Origin of the sequence: Streptomyces phyllanthi, assembly GCF_009377205.1 — a bacterium.
GTDB classification, from domain to species: Bacteria; Actinomycetota; Actinomycetes; order Streptomycetales; family Streptomycetaceae; genus Streptomyces; species Streptomyces phyllanthi.
This window is the reverse complement of sequence record NZ_VJZE01000047.1, coordinates 13,742-34,006: the sequence shown is the minus strand read 5'-3', so window position 1 is coordinate 34,006 and position 20,265 is coordinate 13,742. Positions and strand designations below refer to the sequence as shown.

Genomic DNA, 20,265 nt, shown 5'->3' with positions numbered 1-20,265 from the left:
CACACCCCGCCGCCGGTTCATCCTCGCCGACACACCCGGCCACGTGCAGTACACCCGCAACATGGTCACCGGCGCCTCCACCGCCGAGCTCACCGTGATCCTCGTCGACGCCCGCAACGGCGTCGTCGAACAGACCCGCCGCCACGCCGCCATCGCCGCCCTGCTGCGCGTCCCCCACGTCGTCCTCGCCGTCAACAAGATGGACCTCGTCTCCTACGAGGAGGAGGTCTTCGCGAGGATCGCCGAGGAGTTCACGGCGTACGCGACCGAGCTGGGCGTCCCTGAGATCACCGCCATCCCGATCTCGGCGCTGGCCGGTGACAACGTGGTGGACCCGTCGGCGAACATGGACTGGTACGGCGGTCCGACGGTCCTGGAGCACCTGGAGACCGTCCCGGTCAGCCACGACCTGGCGCACTGCCACGCCCGGCTGCCCGTGCAGTACGTGATCCGCCCGCAGACCGCCGAGCACCCGGACTACCGGGGGTACGCGGGCCAGATCGCGGCCGGTACGTTCCGTGTCGGCGACCCGGTGACGGTGCTCCCCTCCGGTCGCGCGACCAGGGTGGCGGGCATCGACCTGCTGGGCAAGCCGGTCGAGGCGGCCTGGACGCCGCAGTCGGTGACCCTCCTGCTGGAGGACGACATCGACATCTCGCGCGGCGATCTGCTCGTGCCGAGCAAGGACGCGCCCGCGACCACGCAGGACATCGAGGCGACCGTCTGCCATGTCGCCGACGCCCCGCTCACCGTGGGCCACCGCGTGCTGCTCAAGCACGGCACCCGCACGGTCAAGGCGATCGTCAAGGACATCCCGTCCCGGCTGACGCTCGACGACCTGTCCCTGCACCCGCACCCGGGACAGCTCGTCGCCAACGACATCGGCCGCGTGAAGATCCGCACTGCGGAGGCGCTGCCCGTCGACTCGTACGCCGACTCGCGGCGCACCGGCTCGTTCATCCTGATCGACCCTGCCGATGGCACGACCCTGACCGCCGGCATGGTCGGCGAGTCGTTCGCCTCGCCGGAGCCGGTCAAGGACGAGGCCGAGGACGACGGGTGGGACTTCTGACATGAGTTCCACAGACTTCTATGCGATGTTCGCGAAGGAGGGCGGCCGGGTCGGTAGCGGCGCCCTGGGCAGCGGGCAGGGCGGAGTGACGCGATGTGTGCGATGACGTACGCGCACCGCTTGCGCGCCCTCACCCCCCACCGCCGTAGACGAAAACCTGCCGACCTCCCGGCCGCGGCCTGAGAGACCGTGACCCACCGGGCGCCATCGAGAGGAACACCTCCCGTGCCAGCCAGTACCGCCGTCCGCCGCACGCTCGCGGTCACGGCCGCGCTCCCCCTCCTCGCCCTCGCCGCCTGCGGTTACGGCTCTCAGGCCAAGAAGGACGACACCGTCCAGGTCGCCGCCGGCGCCGAGAAGATCGACGGTCTCGACTCGGTGGACATCGGCTACTTCGGCAATCTCACCCACGCCACGGCCCTGGTCGGCAAGCAGAAGGGCTTCTTCCAGAAGGCGCTCGGCGGTACCGAGGCGAAGTACCAGGTCTTCAACGCCGGTCCCTCGGAGATCGAGGCGCTCAACTCCGGCTCCATCGACATCGGCTGGATCGGTCCGTCACCGGCGATCAACGGCTTCACCAAGTCGGCCGGCAAGAACCTGCGCATCATCGGCGGTTCGGCCTCCGGCGGGGTGAAGCTCGTGGTCAACCCGGACAGGATCAAGTCCCTGAAGGACGTCAAGGGCAAGAGGATCGCCACCCCTCAGATCGGCAACACGCAGGACGTGGCGTTCCTCAACTGGGCCGCCGAACAGGGCTGGAAGGTCGACGCGCAGAGCGGCGAGGGCGACGTGTCGGTCATCCGCACCGACAACAAGATCACCCCGGACGCCTACAAGGCCGGTTCCGTCGACGGCGCCTGGGTGCCGGAGCCGACCGCGTCCAAGCTGGTCGCCGAGGGCGCCGAGGTACTGCTCGACGAGGCCGACCTGTGGCCGGACAAGATGTTCGTGATCACGAACATCATCGTGTCGCAGGAGTTCCTCAAGGAGCACCCGAAGGCCGTCGAGGCCGTGCTGAAGGCCTCGGTCGACACCAACAAGTGGATCAACGCCAACCCGGACGAGGCCAAGGCCACGGCCAACGCCCAGCTGAAGGTGGACTCCGGCAAGGAGCTGCCGGCCGATGTCCTGGACCCGGCGTGGAAGTCGATCCGGTTCACCGACGACCCGCTGGCCTCCACCCTCGGCACCGAGGCGCAGCACGCGGTCAAGGCCGGTCTCCTGGAGGACCCGGAGCTGGACGGCATCTACGACCTCACGATCCTCAACAAGGTCCTCAAGGCCGCGGGTGAGTCCGAGGTCGATGACGCCGGTCTCGGCGTCAGGTAAGCACGTAGTCCGATGAGTCTCCAGGAGGTGACGACCATGGCCACCGCACTCGCCAAGGCCGCTGACGGCGTCCAGGCGGTCGAGCACGCCGCCCGTATCGAGCATGTCTCGAAGTCCTTCGCCGGGCCCGCCGGACAGCAGCTCGTCCTCGACGACATCACCCTCGATGTCGCTCCGGGCGAGTTCGTCACCCTTCTGGGGGCCTCCGGCTGTGGCAAGTCGACGCTGCTGAATCTTGTCGCGGGGCTCGACGAGCCGACCGCGGGCAGCATCACGACCGACGGGCGCCCCGCCCTGATGTTCCAGGAACACGCCCTGTTCCCGTGGCTCACCGCGGGCAAGAACATCGAACTCGCCCTGAAGCTCAGGGGAGTTCCCAAGAACGAGCGGCACGGCCGGGCCGAGGAGCTGCTCGAACTGGTCCGGCTGAAGGGCGCGTACGGCAAGCGCGTGCACGAGCTGTCCGGCGGTATGCGCCAGCGCGTGGCACTCGCGCGGGCGCTGGCCCAGGAGAGCAAGCTGCTGCTGATGGACGAGCCGTTCGCGGCGCTGGACGCCATCACGCGGGACGTGCTGCACGACGAGCTGACCCGTATCTGGAGCGAGACCCAGCTGTCCGTCCTCTTCGTCACGCACAACGTGCGCGAGGCGGTCCGGCTCGCGCAGCGCGTCATCCTGCTGTCCTCCCGTCCGGGCCGTATCGCGCGGGAGTGGCGGGTCGACATCCCGCAGCCGCGCCGTATCGAGGACGCCGCCGTGGCGGAGCTGTCCGTCGAGATCACCGAAGAACTGCGTGGGGAGATCCGCCGCCATGGCCAGCACTGACAGCCCGGCCGCCAGGGACGGCGTCAAGGACGGCGCCAAGCACAGCAACGACCTGGCGGGCCTCGAAGCGGGCCTGGACGCCCTGGAGTCCGTCCAGACGGGCCGGACCCCCTTCCGTGAGACCCTCGTCAAGAAGATCCTGCCGCCGCTCCTCGCCATCGCGCTCGTGCTGGTGGTGTGGCAGGCGCTGATCTCGTTCAAGATCGTCGACGACCCGACCAAGCTGCCCTCCCCCTCCGACGTGTGGGGCGAGATCGAGGACGCCTGGCTGCAGGGCACGCTGCTCGGATACATCTGGACGAGCGTCTCCCGCGGTCTGTTCGGCTTCCTTCTGGCGCTGGCGATCGGCACACCGCTGGGTCTGCTGGTCGCCCGGGTGCGGTTCGTGCGGGCGGCGATCGGCCCGATCCTCTCCGGTCTCCAGTCGCTGCCGTCGGTGGCCTGGGTGCCGCCGGCCGTGATCTGGCTGGGTCTGGAACCCGAGATGATGTACGCGGTGATCCTGCTGGGCGCCGTGCCGTCGATCGCCAACGGCCTGGTGTCGGGTGTCGACCAGGTGCCGCCGCTGTTCCTGCGGGCGGGCCGGACGCTCGGCGCGACCGGGCTGCGCGGGGCCTGGTACATCGTCATGCCGGCCGCGCTGCCCGGCTATGTGGCGGGTATGAAGCAGGGCTGGGCGTTCTCCTGGCGCTCTCTGATGGCCGCCGAGATCATCGCCTCCTCGCCCGAGCTCGGCGTCGGTCTCGGCCAGCTGCTGGAGAACGGCCGCAACACCAGCTCCATGTCCATGGTCTTCCTGGCCATCCTGCTGATCCTGATCGTCGGTATCGCCATCGACCTGCTGATCTTCAGCCCGCTGGAGCGGCGGGTCCTGCGCAGCCGCGGTCTCCTCGTGAAGAGCTGAGACTCCCGTGAGCAGCCCGGTCCTCCTCGTCATCGCCCACGGCAGCCGTGATCCGCGGCATGCCGCGACCGTGCACGCCCTCGTCCGGCGCGTCCGGGCGACGCGTCCCGGGCTGCGCGTGGAGACCGGCTTCCTGGACTTCAACATCCCGTCCGTGCAAGGGGTGCTGGAGTCCCTGGCGGCGGAGGGAGTACGGGACGTGGTGGCGCTCCCGCTGCTGCTGACCCGCGCCTTCCACGCCAAGGCGGACATCCCGGCCGTACTGCGGGAGGCCCCGCGGCGGCTGCGCATCCACCAGGCGGAGGTGCTCGGCCCGTCGCCGCTGCTGCTGGCGGCCCTGGAGCGCCGTCTGTACGAGGCGGGCCTGCCCCGCTCCGCCAAGTCCTCGACCGGGGTCGTTCTGGCCTCGGCGGGGTCCACGGACCCGGAGGCGATCGCAGTGATCGCAGAAATCGCGCGGGAGTGGCGGCACACCGGTTGGTGCGCCGTGCGACCTGCGTTCGCCTCCGCTGCATCTCCCGCGGGGTTCTCCCGCACGGAGGAGGCCGTACGGGAACTGCGCGCCCTGGGCTGCGCACGCGTGGCGGTGGCCCCGTACGTCCTGGCCCCCGGCTTCCTCCCGGACCGCATCGCGCGGGGCGCGGCCGGTGCGGATGTCCTGGCGGACGTACTGGGGCCCGCGCCCGAGGTGGCGCGTGTGCTGCTGGAGCGGTACGACGCGGTGAGGGCGCCCGCGGTGGCGGCACTCGGCGCCTGAGGCGGGCGGTTTCCTACGCCCCGATCAGGGTCGGCGGCCATCCGGCGGCAGCAGGGTCCCCAAGGGGCCCAGGTCCAGGTTGAGGTCCTCCAGGCGCAGGTCGTAGCGGGCGCAGAGGTCTTCCATGCGGTCGTGGAGGAGCATCAGCGTCAGGCCGACGCGTTCCTCCTGGTCCTCGGTGAGGTCACCGTTGTCGACGCGGTGCAGGGCCTGGCGTTCCATGAGCTGGCGGAGGAGTTCGACGACCGTCAGGACCAGTTTGACCAGGTCGCGCTCGACGGTGTCCGGGTCGGACGACATGCGGTGGACGGCCCCCGGGAGCGGGGCCGGGGGCGGCGGCGGTGTCATTCGGCCTCACAGCGGTGGGGTGGGTCGGGCGGTGTCGGCGGCCACCAGGGCGGCCACGGGGGCGATGACGGCGCGGAGGTCGATACGGACCAGATCGACGTCGGCGATGGACAGGACGAGGTCGCCGGTGAGGACGACACCGCCCTGGAGAAGCCGGTCGAGGAGGTCGACGAGGGCGACCTGCCGGTCCGCGTACGGGGAGACGGTCACAGGACCGGCTCCGGGGGGATGGCGAAGGAGTAGGGGGCCCAGGGACCGGTCAGCTCCACGCGGACGCCCGGGAGGCCCTCGGCGGCCGCCAGCACACGGGTGCGGAAGTCGTCGACGCGGTCGGCGGCGACCAGGTAGGCGTCGTTGCTGACATTGGTGCCGGGCACAGGACCGGCGAGGTCGGCGCGCTGGGGGCGGTGTGCGACGCGGTCGACGGCGAGGCCGCCGGCCGTCTCGGTCAGCCGGGCGGCGGCCTGGGTGGCCGCCTGCCACGCGTCCTCGGCGGACTGCCGCTTCCGACGGCGTCCCGCCAGATAGGCGCGGCCGGCACCGACACCGGCGGCCAGGACACGGGCGGCCGGAGCACGGTCCGGATCGCGCACGGGGCCGGACGGCGCGGTGTCCGGGGAGGCGTAGATCTTGACGCCGAGTTCCACATGGCCCGTGACGCGGTCCAGCAGGGACAGGAAGTCGTCACGGCGGGCGTCGAGGGCCTGCCGGACGCGGTCCTGGTCGCGGTAGACGGTGGCCAGGCGCAGCGGCAGGACGGTGGCGCCGCACCGGGCCAGTACGGCGACGACGGTGTGGTGGCCCCGGGCCGTGGACTCCAGCCAGCTCAGGTCCTCCAGGTTCGACTTCAGGGGCGCCTCGTCGAAGTCCGCGGCCGGGACCGGGCCGACGGCCACGGCGAGTTCCGAGGCGCGGTCCGCGGAGTCCAGCAGGTGTATCGGCTCGCCCGCGATGCCGTGCAGGTCCGCGACCGCCGCGACGGCCTCGGGGGTGCGGCGCAGCACCGCGTAGGCGTAGACGATCTCGGTGGCTGTGATGCCGCCGGTGAGGGTCTTCGTGTCCGTGTCCGTGTCCGTGTCCGTGGCTGTGGCTGTGGCTGTGGCTGTGGCTGTGTCAGTCATGACTCCGGGCTCCTGTCGGCTGCCCGCAGCGCGGCGATCTCGGCGCGCAGGCGTTCGTTCTCCTCGGTGAGGGACCGGTCCGGGCGGGGTGCCCGGGAGGAGAGGGAGGGGTCGTGCTCCCACCAGTCGATGCCCATCTCCTTCGCCTTGTCGACGGAGGCGACGAGCAGGCGCAGCTTGATGGTGAGCAGTTCGATGTCGAGCAGGTTGATCCGGATGTCGCCCGCGATCACCACGCCCTTGTCGAGGACCCGTTCGAGGATGTCGGCGAGGTTGGCGGTCTGGCCGCCGGTGTCCTGGTCGTAGACGGACGGGAAGCGTGGTCCGGGACGTGTGCCTGCTACCGGTTGGGTCATGGTCGGGGGGCTCGTCTCCGCTCGGTGATCTCTTCGAGTCGGTCCAGCAGTTCGTCCTCGCGGCGGTCGTACTCGTCCTCGTCGATCCGCCCGTCCAGCAGGGCGCGTTCCAGTTCGACGAGGGCCTGGCGGACGGGGGCCGGGTCGTAGTACTCCTCTTCGGCGGCGTACTGCAGTTGCTCGGCGACCCAGATGGTGGTGCGCAGGGGCGCGAGCGGGAGGGTGAGGAGGCCGGTCAGCAGGCCCATGGGTCAGGCGGCGAAGCTGTACGGCGGCAGGGGGCCGCGCAGCCGGAAGTCGTAGGCCTCGCCGTAGTCGCGCGCCAGCCGGGCTCCGGCTTCGGTGAACTCGCGGGCACGGGCGCGTTCGACGAGGAACGACACGTTGAGGAAGTCGTCCTTCAGCGGAGCGGCCACGACCCTGGCGCGGGCAAGACCGGCCAGCCGCTCGACGACCTGGTCGGCCAGCAGCCGCTGCCGGTGGTCGACCTGCCGGGCCACCAGTTGTCCCAGGGCGACGCGGTCCTCGTAGGTGCCGTTGCCGTCGCGGGTGCGCTCGTTGAGACGGCGGACCTCGTCGGACTCGTCGACCACCTCGCGCAGCAGGTCGTCCTGGGAGCGTGCGGCCTTGAGGTTGAACTCGGTGGTGCCGTGCAGTTCGGCGAGCCTGCGGGTGTACTCCTCGCCCCTCTCCCCCAGCGCCGTCCTGACGGCCGTGTCGTCGGGGGCGAGCAGGCCGAACCTCATGGGGAGGACCGCCCCGTCCGCCATGAGGCGTTCCAGCAGGGCCTGGTGGGCGCCGAGGTCCCTGCGCTTGGGACGCAGGTCCGCCGGTGCGGGGCTGACCACGGCGGCGAGCCCGCCCTGGACGAGCACGCCCGGGGCACCGCCGGCAGCGCCCACGGCCCGCAGGCCGTCGAGCCGCAGGGGGTGGTCGGAGCCGGTGATGGCGTAGACGTACAGGGGCGAGCCGGGTGCCGGCTCCGGGTTCGGCTCCGGCTCCGACTCCGAGGCCGTCGTCGGCGATTCCGGCCGCTCGGGCGATGCCGGCTGCTCGGGCGGCTCCGCGTGGGGTTCGGTCGTCGGGGCGCCGCTCACCGGTCCTCCTCCTTGTCCTTGTCGCGGTCGAAGATGTCGCCGATCGCGTCCACGGCGCCGCCGATCACACCGCTGGTCTTGCCCCGGGCGCCGCTCTCGACCATGTCGCCGACGATGTCGGTGAGCCGGGCGGGGGCCTTGCGGCCCGCCTCCAGGTCGAGTCGGTTGCAGGCCTCGGCGAAGCGCAGATACGTGTCCACGCTCGCGATGACGATCCGTATGTCGACCTTGAGGATCTCGATGCCCACCAGCGAGACACGGACGAACACGTCGATGACGAGCCCCCGGTCCAGGATGAGTTCGAGGATGTCGAAGAGTCCTGCGCTCCCCGAACCACTGGAGGTGGCGGCAGCGGGTTGCGCTGCGCCGGTGTGCGTCATGACGGTCACTGTGCGGTTCCTCTCGCTGGGCTCCGTTCTCGACTTGGCACCGGCGGCCGGGCTGCCCTGGTGGTGCCGTACGCGATCGGCACGGCACCGGCAACGGGCGGGCGCCGTGCCGCTGTTACGTACGGGGGCGGCACCGGACGCGTTCAGGGTGGAGTCAAGATCAGTTGCGGGAGAAAACGCGAAGGCCTAACGGCGTCGGTCGAGCTGGCCCCGGGCGTAGCGCTGAACCCGCTCGTAGCCGAGGAGCCGGCCCTGGAGATCCAGGGTGACGCGGTAGGTCGCCATGACCGTCATGGTGTCGGGGACCCGCTCCAGCTCCACGATCTCCACATCGGCCGTCCAGCCGTCCTGTGACGGGCGGAGCGCGGAGACGGAGTCCGGGGTGGTGCCGAGCAGCTCGGCGAGTTGGGCGGCGGCGCCGCGCATGGCCTGTGCGGCACTCACACGACCGGAGGAATCTGTCGGATTCGTGGTCGTATCAGGGGAGTTCGTCGCCTCCGGGGCGTCCGGTTCGGTGCTCGTCATGGTTATACGGTGCCAAGTCCGCCACCGGCGTGGGGAGTGAATCGGCCAATGAGCGAACATGTCTTCGGGGGGTGGACCTTGCCCCAGGGACAGGGGCGAGGGTCCGGGGCATGGACCTTCACCTCGAGCACCTCGGGCAGACCCCGTTCAGCGACCCCGGCGACCTCGACACGAGCACCCTGCCGCGGGACCCCCGTCAACTGGCCGTTCTCGTTCGCAATCTGATCGTCCACCGGGCGGAGGGCGAACGTGTCGGCTGGACCGTCCCCGAGGAGCGCGGACACGACGATCCGGAGGCCCGGTACGTGACGGAGGTGCTGCGCATCCTGCGCGTGCGGGAACACGGTGACCGGCCGTTCGGCGCGGAGCGGGCGCCCGAGGAGCGCTTCGTGGGCACCTGCCGCGACTTCTCCCTGCTGCTGTGCTCGCTGCTGCGGGCCACCGGCACCCCCGCCCGGATCCGCTGCGGCTTCGCCGGCTACTTCAAGGAGGGCTGGTACGACGACCACTGGGTCACCGAGTACCGGCTGCCGGACGGCACATGGCGGCTCGCCGACGCACAGGTGCTGCACCACTCCTACGACCTGCCCTTCGACCCGCTGGACATGCCGCGGGACCGGTTCCTGGTAGGCGGGGACGCCTGGCGGATGTGCCGGGAGGGGAGGGCGGACCCGGAGACGTTCGGCGTCGACGGGATCGAGGACGTCAAGGGCCTCTGGTACATCCGCGCCAACACCCTCGCCGATCTGGCCGCCGCAGTGGGCGGCGTGGAGCTGCTGCCCTGGGACTTCTGGGGCCCGGAGATCCGCGACGACAAGGCGCTCACCGAGGGGGACATCGCGCTGACCGACATGATCGCGGCGGCCCGCACGGACGAGGAGCTGCGGGAGCTGTACCGCGACCCGCGTCTGACCGTCCCGGACGAGATCGGTTCCTACGTCTCGCGCACCGGTTACACGGCCGTACGGAGGGTCACCCTGAACCGCGGGTGAGTTCCTCCAGCTTGACGACCGTGTTCCAGTTGCGGGTGGTGGCGATCAGGCCCTTGAGGAGGCGCGGCTTAGCGAGGGCCTCCGCCAGCTTGGAACGGCCGAGCCCTTCCGGGGCGTACAGGTACAGGGCCCGGTCGCCCAGGCGGAACTCCTCGGGGAGGAACGCCTGCTGGTCGAGGGAGGCGAAGCGGTCCGCGTCGACCCGGGTCGAGAAGTAGGTGACGTGGAGCTGCTTGGGCTCGAGGTCGGCGGCCGGGAAGGGACAGGCGTCCCGTACGGCCCTCAGATAGGCGTGGTCGCGCACGATGACGTCGACGCCGAAGCCGAAGCGCTTCTCGACGGCCCGGGAGATGTCCGCGGCGAGGACGTCCTCGTCGCCGCCGCCCGTGGTGAAGACCGCGTTGCCGCTCTGCAGGTAGGTGGCGACACCGGTGTGGCCGAGGCCCTGGAGCAGCGTACGGAGGTCGGCCATCGGAACCTTCTTGCTGCCGCCCACGTTGATTCCGCGCAGCAGCGCCGCGTACGTCGTCATCCGCTCACCATACGGCCGGGATGCTCCTGCCCCGATGCAGGACCCCGAGATCGCGGATTACATGTAAGGGGCCACTGTCCTACCCGATGCGGAGACGACGGGGGCCGACGGGATGACATGCGCGCCCCCGGGTTCACCGGGCAGCACGAAGAGAAGTACTTATCCGCCCCATACCTTCGTGCTGAAGGGTGCCGGCAGGGGGCCGTCACCGCGGACGAGGGGGCTAGCCCGTCATGGGGAACGGAGAGACACGGGTGCGGGGAATCGCCGCCCGGGCCGGCGGCTGGAGCGCCCGGCACCGATGGGCGGCCGTGGGCATCTGGGTGCTGTTCGTCGTGCTGACGATGGGGATCGGCTCGGCGGTGGGCCAGGCCGAGGTCAAGGACAGCGACCAGCTCAAGGGGGAGACGAGCACCGCCGCGCACATCGTCGAGGAGGCGGGGATCAAGGAGCCCGCCGGTGAGACCATCCTGATCCAGGCGAAGGGCGACGGGGTGAAAGCCACGGACCCGGCGTTCCGGGCCGCCGTCGCCGATGTCATGAAGGCCGTCGAGGAGACCGGCCGGGTCACGGACGTGACCTCCCCGTACGACACGCAGACGATCTCCAAGGACGGCCGCAGCGCCCTCGTGCAGTTCGACATGCGCGGCGAGGCGGAGACCGCGGGTGAGCGCGTGGAGCCCGTACTGAAGGCCGTCGAGGGCGTCCGGCACGGCCACGAGCAGCTGCGGATCGAGGAGATCGGCAGCGCCAGCATGATGAAGACGTTCGACGACGCCTTCGGGGACGACTTCCAGAAGGCCGAGTACTCCGCCGTACCCGTGGCGCTCGGCATTCTGCTGATCGCGTTCGGCGCGGTGGTGGCGGCGCTGCTGCCGGTGGCGCTGTCGATCACCGCGATCATGGCGACGATGGGCCTGATGAGCATCGTCAGCCATCTGATCCCCATGACCGACGCGGCCGGCTCGGTGATGCTGCTGGTGGGTCTGGCCGTCGGTGTCGACTACTGCCTCTTCTACCTGCGGCGCGAGCGCGAGGAGCGCGCGGCCGGGCGGGACGCGCAGACGGCCCTGCGGGTGGCCGCCGCGACCAGTGGCCGCGCCATCATCGTCTCCGGGGTCACGGTCTGCGTGGCGATGGCGGGCATGCTGTTCACCGGGCTCGCCGAGTTCGAGGCGATGGGCCTGGCCTCGCTGATGGTGGTCGGGGTCGCGATGGTGGGGTCCGTGACCGTGCTGCCGGCGCTGCTGTCGCTGCTCGGCGAGCGGGTCGAGACGGGCCGTATCCCGTTCCTGCACCCGGACAAGCGGCGCAGGAACGGCCGCTCCGTGGACGGCTCCGCGAACGGTTCCGCGAACACCGAGAGCCGCTTCTGGACCGCTGTCCTGCGGGTCGTCCTCGCCAGGCCCGCGCTCTCGCTGGCGGTCGCCGCCGGTGCGCTGCTCGCCGTCGCGGCGCCCGCGCTGAGCATGAAGACGCAGAACCTCACCCTGGACCAGGAGTTCGGCGACTCGCTGCCGATCGTGCAGACGTACAACCGGGTCAACGAGGCCTTCCCCGGCGGCTCCGAACCGGCCCGGGTGGTCGTCAAGGCCAAGGACATCAACGCCCCCGACGTGCGGTCGGCGATCGCCGACTTCCGTGAGCAGGCGGTCGGTTCGGGTGCCTCGCGCGGCCCGGTCGAGGTCAAGGTGCACGACGAGGAGAACCTCGCCTTCGTGTACGTCCCGCTGGTGGGCGGCTCCGACCAGGACAAGGCGGCCGCGAGTCTGGAGAAGCTGCGCGACGAGGTACGGCCCGGCACGCTCGGCAGGGTCGACGGCGTCCAGGCTCCGATCACCGGTGGGGTCGCCGCCTCGCACGACTTCAACGAGCAGCTCGTCGGCTCCGTCGTCCCGGTCTTCGCCTTCGTCGTGGTCTTCGCCTTCGTGCTGATGCTGCTGTCCTTCCGCTCGCTGACCGTCGCGATCACCTCGATCGTGCTGAACCTGCTGTCGGTCGGCGCGGCGTACGGCATCCTCGTCGCCGTCTTCCAGCACGGCTGGGGTGCCTCGCTGGTGGGCGCGGAGGGCGTCGGCGCGATCATCACCTGGCTGCCGCTGTTCCTGTTCGTGATCCTGTTCGGCCTGTCCATGGACTACCACGTGTTCGTGGTCTCGCGGATCCGCGAGGCGCGGCTGCGGGGCCGTACAACGAACGAGGCGATCAAGCACGGTGTGGTCACCACGGCGGGTGTCGTCACCAGCGCCGCCGTCATCATGGTCGCCGTGTTCGCGATCTTCGGGACGCTGTCCATGCAGTCCATGAAGCAGATGGGTGTCGGCCTCGCGGCCGCGGTGCTCATCGACGCGACGATCATCCGGGGTGTGCTGCTCCCCGCGGTGATGGCCCTGCTCGGCGAGCGCAACTGGTACCTGCCGAAGTGGATGAACCGCCTCCCCGACCTCACCCACGACGAGCCGGAGCCGCCGGCGCCGCTCGCCCCGGCGGTTCCGCCGGTTCCGCCGGCCCGTGAGGACGAGGGCGAGACGGTACGGGTCTGACCGGACCGTACGAGCCTGACCGGACCGTACGAGCCTGACCGGACCGTACGAGCCTGACGGGACCGTACGGGGGCTGACCGAACCGCACGGATCTGACGGGACCGTACGGATCTGACCGGCACTACGGGCGTGGCCCGGGTGGGGTGGGACCACCACTCGGGCCACGCCCATACCACGCCCATACCACGGCCATGCCACAGCCGAACCGCGGCCTGTGCCGGAGACGGCGAAGGCGAAGGCGAAGGCGAAGGCGATCCACGACTTGCCCCTGCCCTGCCCTGCCTCACCCCATGGCCAGAGCCCGCCACTTGTCCGCATGCATGAGAGGCGTCACCACGACGGCGTCGAAGCGTGCCGGTGGGCGGAAGGTGATCACCAGCTCACCGGGCCCATCACCGTCCCGAACGCCGGCGATCTGAGACTTCGGAACGCGCCAGCCCTCGGTCGGAGCAGTGAGTTCCGAGTCCGCCTTGAACTGGAAAATGTCATCCCAGCACTCCACAACACCCGGAATACCCCTCCGTGTCCCGGACGCCTCGTGGGCGGTCGCGTCGGCGGCCAGACACCTCCCGGCGTTGACTTCGACGAGAAGCCGCTCGATCCGGGCGTTCTCTCTGCGACTGCGCCACCAACTGAACGCTCCCATCCTGGCACCCCATCCCTCGACACTTGTTCGCCGAGCAGTGTGCACCGTGAGGGTGATCAGGCAGGACACCGGGACTTCCACGGGCTCACCGTCTGCCGGGGACACACCCAGCCGCGCGGCGACCTTAGTCACCGTCGCACCCGCACGCGCCGCCAGAACAGCCCGGTATCTCTGCTCAACAACCGACAACTCCACCAGCGCCAATCCCGGCCTCCTGCCACACGCCGCAACGACGCGCACAGAAAAGCCGATCACAGCCACTGTCAACCATCAGCTGGGACCGAAGTGTCAAGCATCTACCGGGACCGGACAAACAACGTAGGACCTACTGAGTTACAACTTTCTTTACGGGTTCAAGTCGGCTCGCTCCGCTCGCCGCGCGCGGCCGGCCCCCGGCCGGGCCTGCGCTCATGTCTCCGCCCCGCTCCAGCCCGGCCGGCGCCCGTGCCGCGCACACAGCAATCAGCCGCCTGACGCCAGAGAAGAGCTCCGTCGTGGCTGGGGCGGTCGGCTCCGCGGCTTTACGGAGCCACCTTGGCGCGAGCCTCGAAGATCATGGCCCCAACGTCGTGCTTTACCGGGCAGGTCCACAGACTGCCCGACGCGCCGGAAGCTTACGGGGCCATGATCACTCGCGCCAAAGCAGCGCCACCCCAAAGCCGCTCCGCCGACCCAGTCGCACCTCACCGACACCGAAAGCAGAGCGGTCCGGACCACAAAGCGCCGCACCGAATTACTCAGTGAGATACCAGAAGTTGCCGCCGCCAGAAAGAAGCAAGTTTGGGCCGAATCAGGACGACGCCCTGCTGTGTAGCCACCCCCAGATCGAGATATGGGCTATTGGGGCGAACGGCGAGCGAGGTGACGAGTGCAGGAATAGGTGTCGCCCATACCTTCTCTCCATCGGGGAGGCGATAGAGACTAATCCCGTGTTCGTCACTCAGCGCCAGCAAAGCATCACCGCTCGGAGAAAATCCGGTCCACAACAGCCTTCGTGCACGGTTTGTCAATTCCCTGGCGGGTGCGCCAGGTTGGCTCGAATCCCACACCATAACACGGTTGAAGAAAGTATCGTCATCTCCAGCCAAGGGCATATAGACGAGAACGGGGTCACCTTGGCGGGTATCGGCCCATCTGAGAAAATAACCATCTCCATTCGTAAGATTCCGAGAGCCGTATCTACGCCGATCCGTCGGCCGGGCAGCATTTACAGGATGGGTGGAGTTAGTGTCCAGGTCCAAGACAGCAGCGTATTCGTCGGCACAGACCATGGCGATGTACCGGGTGCCAGAAGCGTTATAGTGCGCCAACAGCGACGTCAGCTTCGCGGGCAGCTCCTTAGGCTTGTCCCAGAGGGGGCACCGGGTCGTCGCATCCCAGAAGTACCCATGGGTCAAGGTACCGGAATTTTCCCCGTCGCTGACCACATAGCTATCATTGGCAAACTCCCCGGCGACTGCCGCTTCCCGAGCCCCGATCAGCAAGACAGCATGACCTGCCCGGTCCGTAAAGCCGGCAGTGCAAACCTTCGTCGACGGGGTGTCGAATGACCACGGACTTTCGACCTCTTCGGCGGTGTCAGGCGATATCGCGGAGAGGAGACGACCGTTCACCGGATCGAAGCCGATCACTCGAGTATTAGAGTGCGCAGCAGTCGGAGGAAGCAGATGGCATTTAAGATCCCATGGCACCATCTTGAATATGTCAGGATCGGTGCTGGTCACAGTTCCGTCGGGCCGAAGCCGCTGCCACCGAAAGATCGCCTTGGCTATCGATCCATCGGCCGTGTCCACGATTTTCTCAATCTTGCTCAGCACGTGAATCGTGCCGTCCTCTTCGGCGTAAGACCCTTCATCCGGGATGTGTGTGTTGAATAGACGGCGGGCGATCAATGGCGATGGCGTGAAATCATCCTTGTCTAGCACGCCGCCGTCAATCAAACGCAGGCCGAACCATGAGCCGATGACGAATTCATTAGAGCGGGCCGACCAGCCGTTAATATGCACCGTCGTCGTCTTGTCGAACTCGCTCTCTGGATACTCTTCCCCCTGTAGCGCTCTGCCCTCGTCGCCCTGGCGCAAATGCCACAGTCTGACGGTGCCATCATTACCAACGGTGAGTAGGTCGTATGAATCTACCTCGCGGGATGTGAGCACATGCAGCCCGCCCACGGCGCTCTCGTGCCCACGAAGCGTTTGCCCGACGGGAGCGCCCGTCGAGCAGTCTACGAAGCTGATACCCCCGTCGAAGTCCGCGTCAATCGCGTAGAGACGACCCTCGCGTGACGGCGGGAGGGGTGTGAAGAGCGCGCCAACGCCAGGAGCCCGAGGCCCCGTATGGGAGTATCCCGCCTCCACAGAGTACGTGTGAATTGTCTGAAGATCCTTGGCTACGAACACGATATCGCCCGAACCATGTCGCACGAACCCGCCCCGGGGAGCGTGGTAAATGCGCTGCTCGGTATCGAAGACCCGGCCGGAGACGCAGTTCAGCATAGAAATACGACCCGGAGTATCCGGCCTATTGCCGGGCTCCCACACTGCCAGCCAAGGAGCGTCGGCCAGCCGGCGGCCGAACAAGCCCGGTCGTGCAAGATCTTTCAGGAGGACAGTCCTCTTCCATGCGTCCTCCGCCGCGTACGCAACGACGGTCCCAACCTCCGAGTCGCACACCACAAGGCGGGTCGTGTCGTCTTCACACTGCACAACAGCAGCGGTTGCCGCGCTCATCCTCTGACGAGACGCACACAGCACCTGAAACAGCGGCTCCCCTGCCGAGTCAAGGAGCACGACATGCTCTTGATCACGACAAACCACCACGGACGTACCGTCCTGCAGCCGACCAACATCCAGAATCGCCTGGTATCCCGTCCCTTGCATGTGGTGCACGACTGTCTGATCGCTCACCTCCCATATCCGAAGATCACCCTCGGCATCCAGGGTTACTGCCAGCGCGGGACCAGGATCCGTGGGGAGCACTCGCAAGTGGGTGACATCTACTGGATGCCTCAGGACCCCGGACCGTGACGGATCGTCAACCATCCAGACATGAACGTCCGGCCTGCGGCTGGCAGCGGCAAGTACTACCCGAGTTCCATCGGCTAGTACCAAGTCGTCAATACGCCATCCGCCCATCCCTGAGGTGGTCGAATACGTGCCCTCTTCATGCCTGCCCACAATGCGGTGCGGAGTCACCGGTCTGGCTTCGACTCGTATGCGCTTCACCGACGTGGACAGCTCCTCGGCACGCCTGGCAAATTCTGCTGCTCCGTGTGATTCAGCTGTGAAGGCGAGTCTGGCAGCCCGGTCGATACCAGCGGGAGCCGAGGAACCTAGGATGTCGGCGCATCGCTCAACCACCATGGCCAGCACAGGATCACACGAGGGGTGCCGCACTGCGGGAAGTAGTCCAGCCGGGTCGGCCGCCAAAACGAAGGAAGGATCCTCGACCAAGCCCTGAATCGCTCCTGCAGCTGCCGCGTGCGTCGACAGATGCTCCCGTACATACTGGAGCGCTTGACCCCAATCCCGTCCGGGAGTCAACCCGAGCAGAATTTCGACGAAGCGCTCGTGAACGTCACGCAAGTCCCGAAGTCTCAAAACGCGTTGCCGGAGGTAGTCGGTGAGCTCCTGGTGATACAGGCGGAAGTGCTTCGCCCCTGCTACGTTCACACAGGTCAGGTACGACTCGTCTTCCTCCACCAGGACATCGACGTCCGTTTCCCGCAGAGCAACACCGGAAAGGCTGGTCGCCGCCATCAGCCAGACCCTGCGCGGCAGCCCATGGCCCTCGCCGAAGGCAAGAGCGGTCAACAAAGCCATGGCCGCCTCGTACCGGGCTTGGGGAAGGCGCCGCAGGTAAGCTTCGAAAGCCCCTCCCACATCCGAGGGGAGTGTCTCTGCCCACCCAAGGACGCTCGTATCAATGCGTCCACCGCGGAGAAGCGCGCTGGCCGTCATGCGGGCCACCAGGAAGCAGCGCCCTGCTCGCCTGGACACCTCCATGGCGACAGCTTTCGCCTCGGCAGGCCGGTCCGCGTACGGAGAATTAGCGGCCATGAGGATGAGACGCACGTACTCAGCCGTGCTCGTGTCGTCCGCGTACTGTGGGCTGTCAAGATCGATAGTACTCAGATGCTCACCGATGTAAGACAGCAGTTCCCGGCGTGACCCAATGACGAGCCGGACACACGGCACGTCACCCAGCGGGCGCAACAGGTCCCAGGCGATCCGCCGGGCCTCGACCTTGTCTCCAGCTGGCCCAGCCTCGTCGAGCGAGTCGACTACGATCCTGAATGGAGCCTGGCGGTCGCAAAGTGCCTTGAGTAGTGCTGCTGAACTGGCCGCACGAACGTCCGCAGCGGCCGCAAGCCGGACCACGAGGGTTTCGAGGGTCTGGTGTCGGGCGTTGACTGAAACGTCCGAGTGCCCTTCCAGCACGAGCCTGCCGAGCACGGCTGATTTACCCGATCCCGGTGCCGCGGTGACCACAAGGGCACCATGGCCCCCCGACGCGCCCAGGTATGCACGCAGCACCGTGAGTGCACTCTCGCGTCCCGTGAAGTAGGAGCCTGGATCGTGGACATGCTCCACTCCCCGACCACGGGGCTCGAAGTGAGAGAAGAGGTCCGTCATGTCCCCCGCCACGCTTCGGTCGTCGACCTCGGCGCCCGGGTCATAGCCGGGGTTGGGGAAGAAGGGCGGTTGCTCGGTTTGGTGGGTGGAGGAACAGGCCGCGCGTTGCCTGCGCCCGTCTGCCGCGAGAGCCTGGCTCACCTTCGTGGCTACGACCGAGGGGGTCAGGTAACGCTGAGATGGTCCGTCGCCGCGGGCGCACACCTCAATAAGCCTGGTCACGAACGCACCGTCGTCGGCATAGTCTCGGTGGCGGGCGGAAGCGAGCACCCACGTTCCGGAGCCGTAACCGTCGCCGCGTGGCCGAGCACTCACGATGCTATCGGTGACACTCTGGATCTCAACGGAACCGACGGCGGCATAGCAGGAGTCGATAATGAAGAGAACGTTACGTACGGGAGAGGCCGCCAAGATCTCCGCCATATTGTGTGGCGACAGCCAGGAACGAGGGCGGCCATCGCGACTGTCTGCACCGGCGAGGCGATAGGGTCCTCCTGGGGTTGGCCGGTCGCCGTGACCCGCGTAATACACAACGACCACATCGTCGTGGGTGAGTCCGCCGCCCGAACACCATTCGGACAATGCATCCTCGAACTCGGCGGCTACCGGATTGGTCGAAACCTTCGTCAGGACGCGCGTGTAGCCCATGATCGGAGAAGTGAAGAACGCCGCGACTTTCGCTACGTCCTGAAGGGCCAAATCAAGATCCGGCAGGCCGGAACCCTCCTGGTACGTCGCTGTGCCGGCGGCGATCAGATATCGCATGCTGTGGCCTCGCCCCCCTGCCGCAATCCCGCGACAACGGCCCTACCCGTCTCTATCGCTGTGAGGTACCGGGTCGCATCGTGCATGTGCGCCCCGTTGTACACAGCAACGTCGGCCAGTGTTGATCCGAAGATGGGGCGCAGTTCCCGCACGACAGCGACGACATCGGTGGCGTCTGCGATATTCGTCCACCTCTGAACAACTGTGGGCCACACTCCTTTCCGGTTCTCGGCCTTGGGCCGGAGGCGATCAAGTACGAGCGTGCCCATCCCGAGTGGCGATCCCAGAGTCACGAGCATCTGGATATGCCAGTCGGAGTGCGCCTCCTCGCATAGAGTTTCGTAAGCAATCACTGAACCCAACGAATGGGCCACAACCACACGGGTCTCCGGCGTAATCCGAGCAGCCAGGCGGCCACGGGCTTCGGCTCTGAGGGCCTCGTCGTTGAAGTAGCTCGTCAACTGCTTGAGGTCACCGATCAGCGTCCTGTCAAGGACACCTCCGAAGAATCGGGCACCGGTGAGCGCGTCCAAGGCCGCTCGCACAAGTTTGAACCTGACCGTTTGTGAGAGCGCCCAGCCGACTGGACCGCGTGTACCACTCTCATTCGGGGCTGGCACGCCCGGGTCCGTACGAGCCGCTTCAACCCACCACTCCATGAGCAGACGTACCTCGTCATCGCTCTGGATATCCGTGGCGTCGTAGTCAGGCTCGTGTCCCGCGCGCGTACCGCGGGGGCGGAAGAGATCGCCATAAAACGCGATGCTTACGTCGCCTGTGGCAGGGACTGGCCCGCCTGCCAACCTTGCCCCACCCAGGAGTTCTGGAACGACGTCCCTCGCCATGGAGTCCTCGCTGAGGTACTGCTTGCCGACACCATGTACAAAGACAACCTTGGCCACGAACCCCTCCTCGTCCTGACCCGGCAAGCCTACTTGCGTGTTCTGCAACGTACTTGGGCAACAACCACGAGGGCGTGGCTGGTAGAGACGGCTCGTCAGACCGTGTGAGGAACTAATCACGAAGACAACAGGCCAGAGACTCTATAGAGGACCCCGACCTCACGCACAACGGTCGTGACAGCGTCATGGAGCCGGACTGTCGAGTACGCCAGCGCCGGACACCACGTCCGCACCACAAACGCACCAGATAGAGCGGGGAGCAGCGGGGAACCACGGTGAAAGCCGCAGTGCCCAAGGCCGCTACGCCCTGGACGTTCGCCCAGGTCAGCGCCCGAGCCAGCCGCAACTGCCCACAGCTTCCCAAGCTGAGGGCTCAGGCGCCGTCGTTACGGGGCGGTCGTCCCAGCTTGCTCTGGTCGACGACATGGCAGCGCGGCTGAGGCTGGTGGGGGTGCAGCGATGCACACGCGCGCCTAATCGGTCGGCGCACCCGCCGTCGTGGCTGGCTTTCGTCGGCTTGGGCGCAGA

General features: G+C 67.9%; 18 protein-coding genes and 2 pseudogenes. 7 read left to right on the top strand and 13 right to left on the bottom strand.

Translation table 11 applies throughout. From position 1 onward, the window contains the following. The 5 genes from FNH04_RS10155 to FNH04_RS10130 form a co-directional block, all read left to right on the top strand. A partial coding sequence (locus FNH04_RS10155; protein WP_152782533.1) for a sulfate adenylyltransferase subunit 1 occupies nt 1–1,072 on the top strand: 1,072 nt, incomplete at its 5' end. Nucleotides 1,073–1,297: 225 nt separating this feature from the next. After that, nucleotides 1,298–2,401, top strand: a complete 1,104-nt coding sequence (locus FNH04_RS10145; protein WP_322722850.1) for an aliphatic sulfonate ABC transporter substrate-binding protein — start codon at nt 1,298–1,300, stop codon at nt 2,399–2,401. Between the two features lie 36 nt (nt 2,402–2,437). After that, on the top strand, nt 2,438–3,226 hold the full coding sequence (locus tag FNH04_RS10140; RefSeq protein ID WP_152782529.1) for an ABC transporter ATP-binding protein: 789 nt from the start codon (nt 2,438–2,440) through the stop codon (nt 3,224–3,226). Then, complete coding sequence (locus tag FNH04_RS10135) at nt 3,213–4,130, top strand: ABC transporter permease (protein ID WP_152782527.1); 918 nt, start codon at nt 3,213–3,215, stop codon at nt 4,128–4,130. Before FNH04_RS10140 ends, FNH04_RS10135 begins: the two co-directional genes overlap by 14 nt. A gap of 7 nt (nt 4,131–4,137) precedes the next feature. Continuing rightward, on the top strand, nt 4,138–4,887 hold the full coding sequence (locus FNH04_RS10130; protein ID WP_322722849.1) for a sirohydrochlorin chelatase: 750 nt from the start codon (nt 4,138–4,140) through the stop codon (nt 4,885–4,887). A 24-nt stretch (nt 4,888–4,911) separates the two neighbouring features. On the opposite strand, the pseudogene FNH04_RS10125 reads toward FNH04_RS10130, so the two are convergent. From FNH04_RS10125 to FNH04_RS10090, 8 genes and pseudogenes are all read right to left on the bottom strand, one after another. Then, nucleotides 4,912–5,226 (bottom strand): annotated as a pseudogene (locus tag FNH04_RS10125) (gas vesicle protein K); the annotation flags it as partial. Between the two features lie 15 nt (nt 5,227–5,241). Beyond that, nucleotides 5,242–5,445, bottom strand: coding sequence for a gas vesicle protein (locus tag FNH04_RS10120; RefSeq protein ID WP_322722848.1), 204 nt, complete (start codon nt 5,443–5,445; stop codon nt 5,242–5,244). Continuing rightward, nucleotides 5,442–6,356, bottom strand: a complete 915-nt coding sequence (locus FNH04_RS10115; protein WP_152782524.1) for a GvpL/GvpF family gas vesicle protein — start codon at nt 6,354–6,356, stop codon at nt 5,442–5,444. The genes FNH04_RS10120 and FNH04_RS10115 overlap by 4 nt, the downstream gene beginning before the upstream one ends. Continuing rightward, nucleotides 6,353–6,712 (bottom strand): gas vesicle protein, encoded by a 360-nt coding sequence (gvpJ, locus tag FNH04_RS10110; protein WP_152782522.1) that lies wholly within the window; start codon nt 6,710–6,712, stop codon nt 6,353–6,355. The genes FNH04_RS10115 and gvpJ (FNH04_RS10110) overlap by 4 nt, the downstream gene beginning before the upstream one ends. Next, the gene (locus FNH04_RS10105) at nt 6,709–6,960 is read right to left on the bottom strand and encodes a gas vesicle protein GvpG (RefSeq protein ID WP_152782520.1); all 252 of its coding nucleotides are present in this window, start codon (nt 6,958–6,960) and stop codon (nt 6,709–6,711) included. The genes gvpJ (FNH04_RS10110) and FNH04_RS10105 overlap by 4 nt, the downstream gene beginning before the upstream one ends. Nucleotides 6,961–6,963: 3 nt before the next feature. Continuing rightward, nucleotides 6,964–7,674 (bottom strand): GvpL/GvpF family gas vesicle protein, encoded by a 711-nt coding sequence (locus FNH04_RS10100; protein ID WP_152782544.1) that lies wholly within the window; start codon nt 7,672–7,674, stop codon nt 6,964–6,966. 131 nt (nt 7,675–7,805) lie between these two features. Further along, a complete protein-coding gene (gene gvpJ / locus FNH04_RS10095; RefSeq protein ID WP_152782518.1) occupies nt 7,806–8,189 on the bottom strand; it encodes a gas vesicle protein GvpJ in 384 nt (127 codons plus the stop codon). Between the two features lie 195 nt (nt 8,190–8,384). Beyond that, on the bottom strand, nt 8,385–8,723 hold the full coding sequence (locus FNH04_RS10090) for a gas vesicle protein GvpO (protein WP_152782516.1): 339 nt from the start codon (nt 8,721–8,723) through the stop codon (nt 8,385–8,387). Between the two features lie 110 nt (nt 8,724–8,833). Here FNH04_RS10090 and FNH04_RS10085 point away from each other — a divergent pair, with 110 nt between their 5' ends. After that, entirely contained in the window at nt 8,834–9,715 is an 882-nt protein-coding gene (locus FNH04_RS10085; protein WP_152782514.1) for a transglutaminase-like domain-containing protein, read from the top strand. Here FNH04_RS10085 and FNH04_RS10080 read toward each other — a convergent pair. Further along, entirely contained in the window at nt 9,696–10,247 is a 552-nt protein-coding gene (locus tag FNH04_RS10080) for a DUF1697 domain-containing protein (RefSeq protein ID WP_152782512.1), read from the bottom strand. The genes FNH04_RS10085 and FNH04_RS10080 overlap by 20 nt on opposite strands. 233 nt (nt 10,248–10,480) lie before the next feature. Here FNH04_RS10080 and FNH04_RS10075 point away from each other — a divergent pair, with 233 nt between their 5' ends. Further along, complete coding sequence (locus FNH04_RS10075) at nt 10,481–12,790, top strand: MMPL family transporter (RefSeq protein ID WP_152782510.1); 2,310 nt, start codon at nt 10,481–10,483, stop codon at nt 12,788–12,790. Between the two features lie 283 nt (nt 12,791–13,073). Here FNH04_RS10075 and FNH04_RS10070 read toward each other — a convergent pair whose 3' ends face one another. The 4 genes and pseudogenes from FNH04_RS10070 to FNH04_RS10055 all read right to left on the bottom strand — a co-directional run bounded on the left by FNH04_RS10070 (nt 13,074) and on the right by FNH04_RS10055 (nt 19,737). Then, the gene (locus tag FNH04_RS10070; RefSeq protein WP_152782508.1) at nt 13,074–13,436 is read right to left on the bottom strand and encodes a hypothetical protein; all 363 of its coding nucleotides are present in this window, start codon (nt 13,434–13,436) and stop codon (nt 13,074–13,076) included. A 59-nt stretch (nt 13,437–13,495) separates the two neighbouring features. After that, nucleotides 13,496–13,640 (bottom strand): annotated as a pseudogene (locus FNH04_RS10065) (helix-turn-helix domain-containing protein); the annotation flags it as partial. Nucleotides 13,641–14,173: 533 nt separating this feature from the next. Continuing rightward, nucleotides 14,174–18,835, bottom strand: a complete 4,662-nt coding sequence (locus FNH04_RS10060; protein WP_152782506.1) for a caspase family protein — start codon at nt 18,833–18,835, stop codon at nt 14,174–14,176. Then, on the bottom strand, nt 18,823–19,737 hold the full coding sequence (locus tag FNH04_RS10055; protein ID WP_322722847.1) for an alpha/beta hydrolase family protein: 915 nt from the start codon (nt 19,735–19,737) through the stop codon (nt 18,823–18,825). The genes FNH04_RS10060 and FNH04_RS10055 overlap by 13 nt, the downstream gene beginning before the upstream one ends. Nucleotides 19,738–20,265: the final 528 nt, after the last annotated feature.

Excerpts from the sequence above, each read along its gene's own strand:
- FNH04_RS10140 (WP_152782529.1), top strand. The coding sequence starts at position 2,438 with ATGGCCACCGCACTCGCCAAGGCCGCTGACGGCGTCCAGGCGGTCGAG.
- FNH04_RS10135 (WP_152782527.1), top strand. The coding sequence starts at position 3,213 with ATGGCCAGCACTGACAGCCCGGCCGCCAGGGACGGCGTCAAGGACGGC.
- FNH04_RS10115 (WP_152782524.1), bottom strand. The coding sequence starts at position 6,356 with ATGACTGACACAGCCACAGCCACAGCCACAGCCACAGCCACGGACACG.
- gvpJ (WP_152782522.1), bottom strand. The coding sequence starts at position 6,712 with ATGACCCAACCGGTAGCAGGCACACGTCCCGGACCACGCTTCCCGTCC.
- FNH04_RS10105 (WP_152782520.1), bottom strand. The coding sequence starts at position 6,960 with ATGGGCCTGCTGACCGGCCTCCTCACCCTCCCGCTCGCGCCCCTGCGC.
- gvpJ (WP_152782518.1), bottom strand. The coding sequence starts at position 8,189 with ATGACGCACACCGGCGCAGCGCAACCCGCTGCCGCCACCTCCAGTGGT.
- FNH04_RS10090 (WP_152782516.1), bottom strand. The coding sequence starts at position 8,723 with ATGACGAGCACCGAACCGGACGCCCCGGAGGCGACGAACTCCCCTGAT.
- FNH04_RS10085 (WP_152782514.1), top strand. The coding sequence starts at position 8,834 with ATGGACCTTCACCTCGAGCACCTCGGGCAGACCCCGTTCAGCGACCCC.
- FNH04_RS10080 (WP_152782512.1), bottom strand. The coding sequence starts at position 10,247 with ATGACGACGTACGCGGCGCTGCTGCGCGGAATCAACGTGGGCGGCAGC.
- FNH04_RS10075 (WP_152782510.1), top strand. The coding sequence starts at position 10,481 with ATGGGGAACGGAGAGACACGGGTGCGGGGAATCGCCGCCCGGGCCGGC.
- FNH04_RS10070 (WP_152782508.1), bottom strand. The coding sequence starts at position 13,436 with ATGGGAGCGTTCAGTTGGTGGCGCAGTCGCAGAGAGAACGCCCGGATC.
- FNH04_RS10060 (WP_152782506.1), bottom strand. The coding sequence starts at position 18,835 with ATGCGATATCTGATCGCCGCCGGCACAGCGACGTACCAGGAGGGTTCC.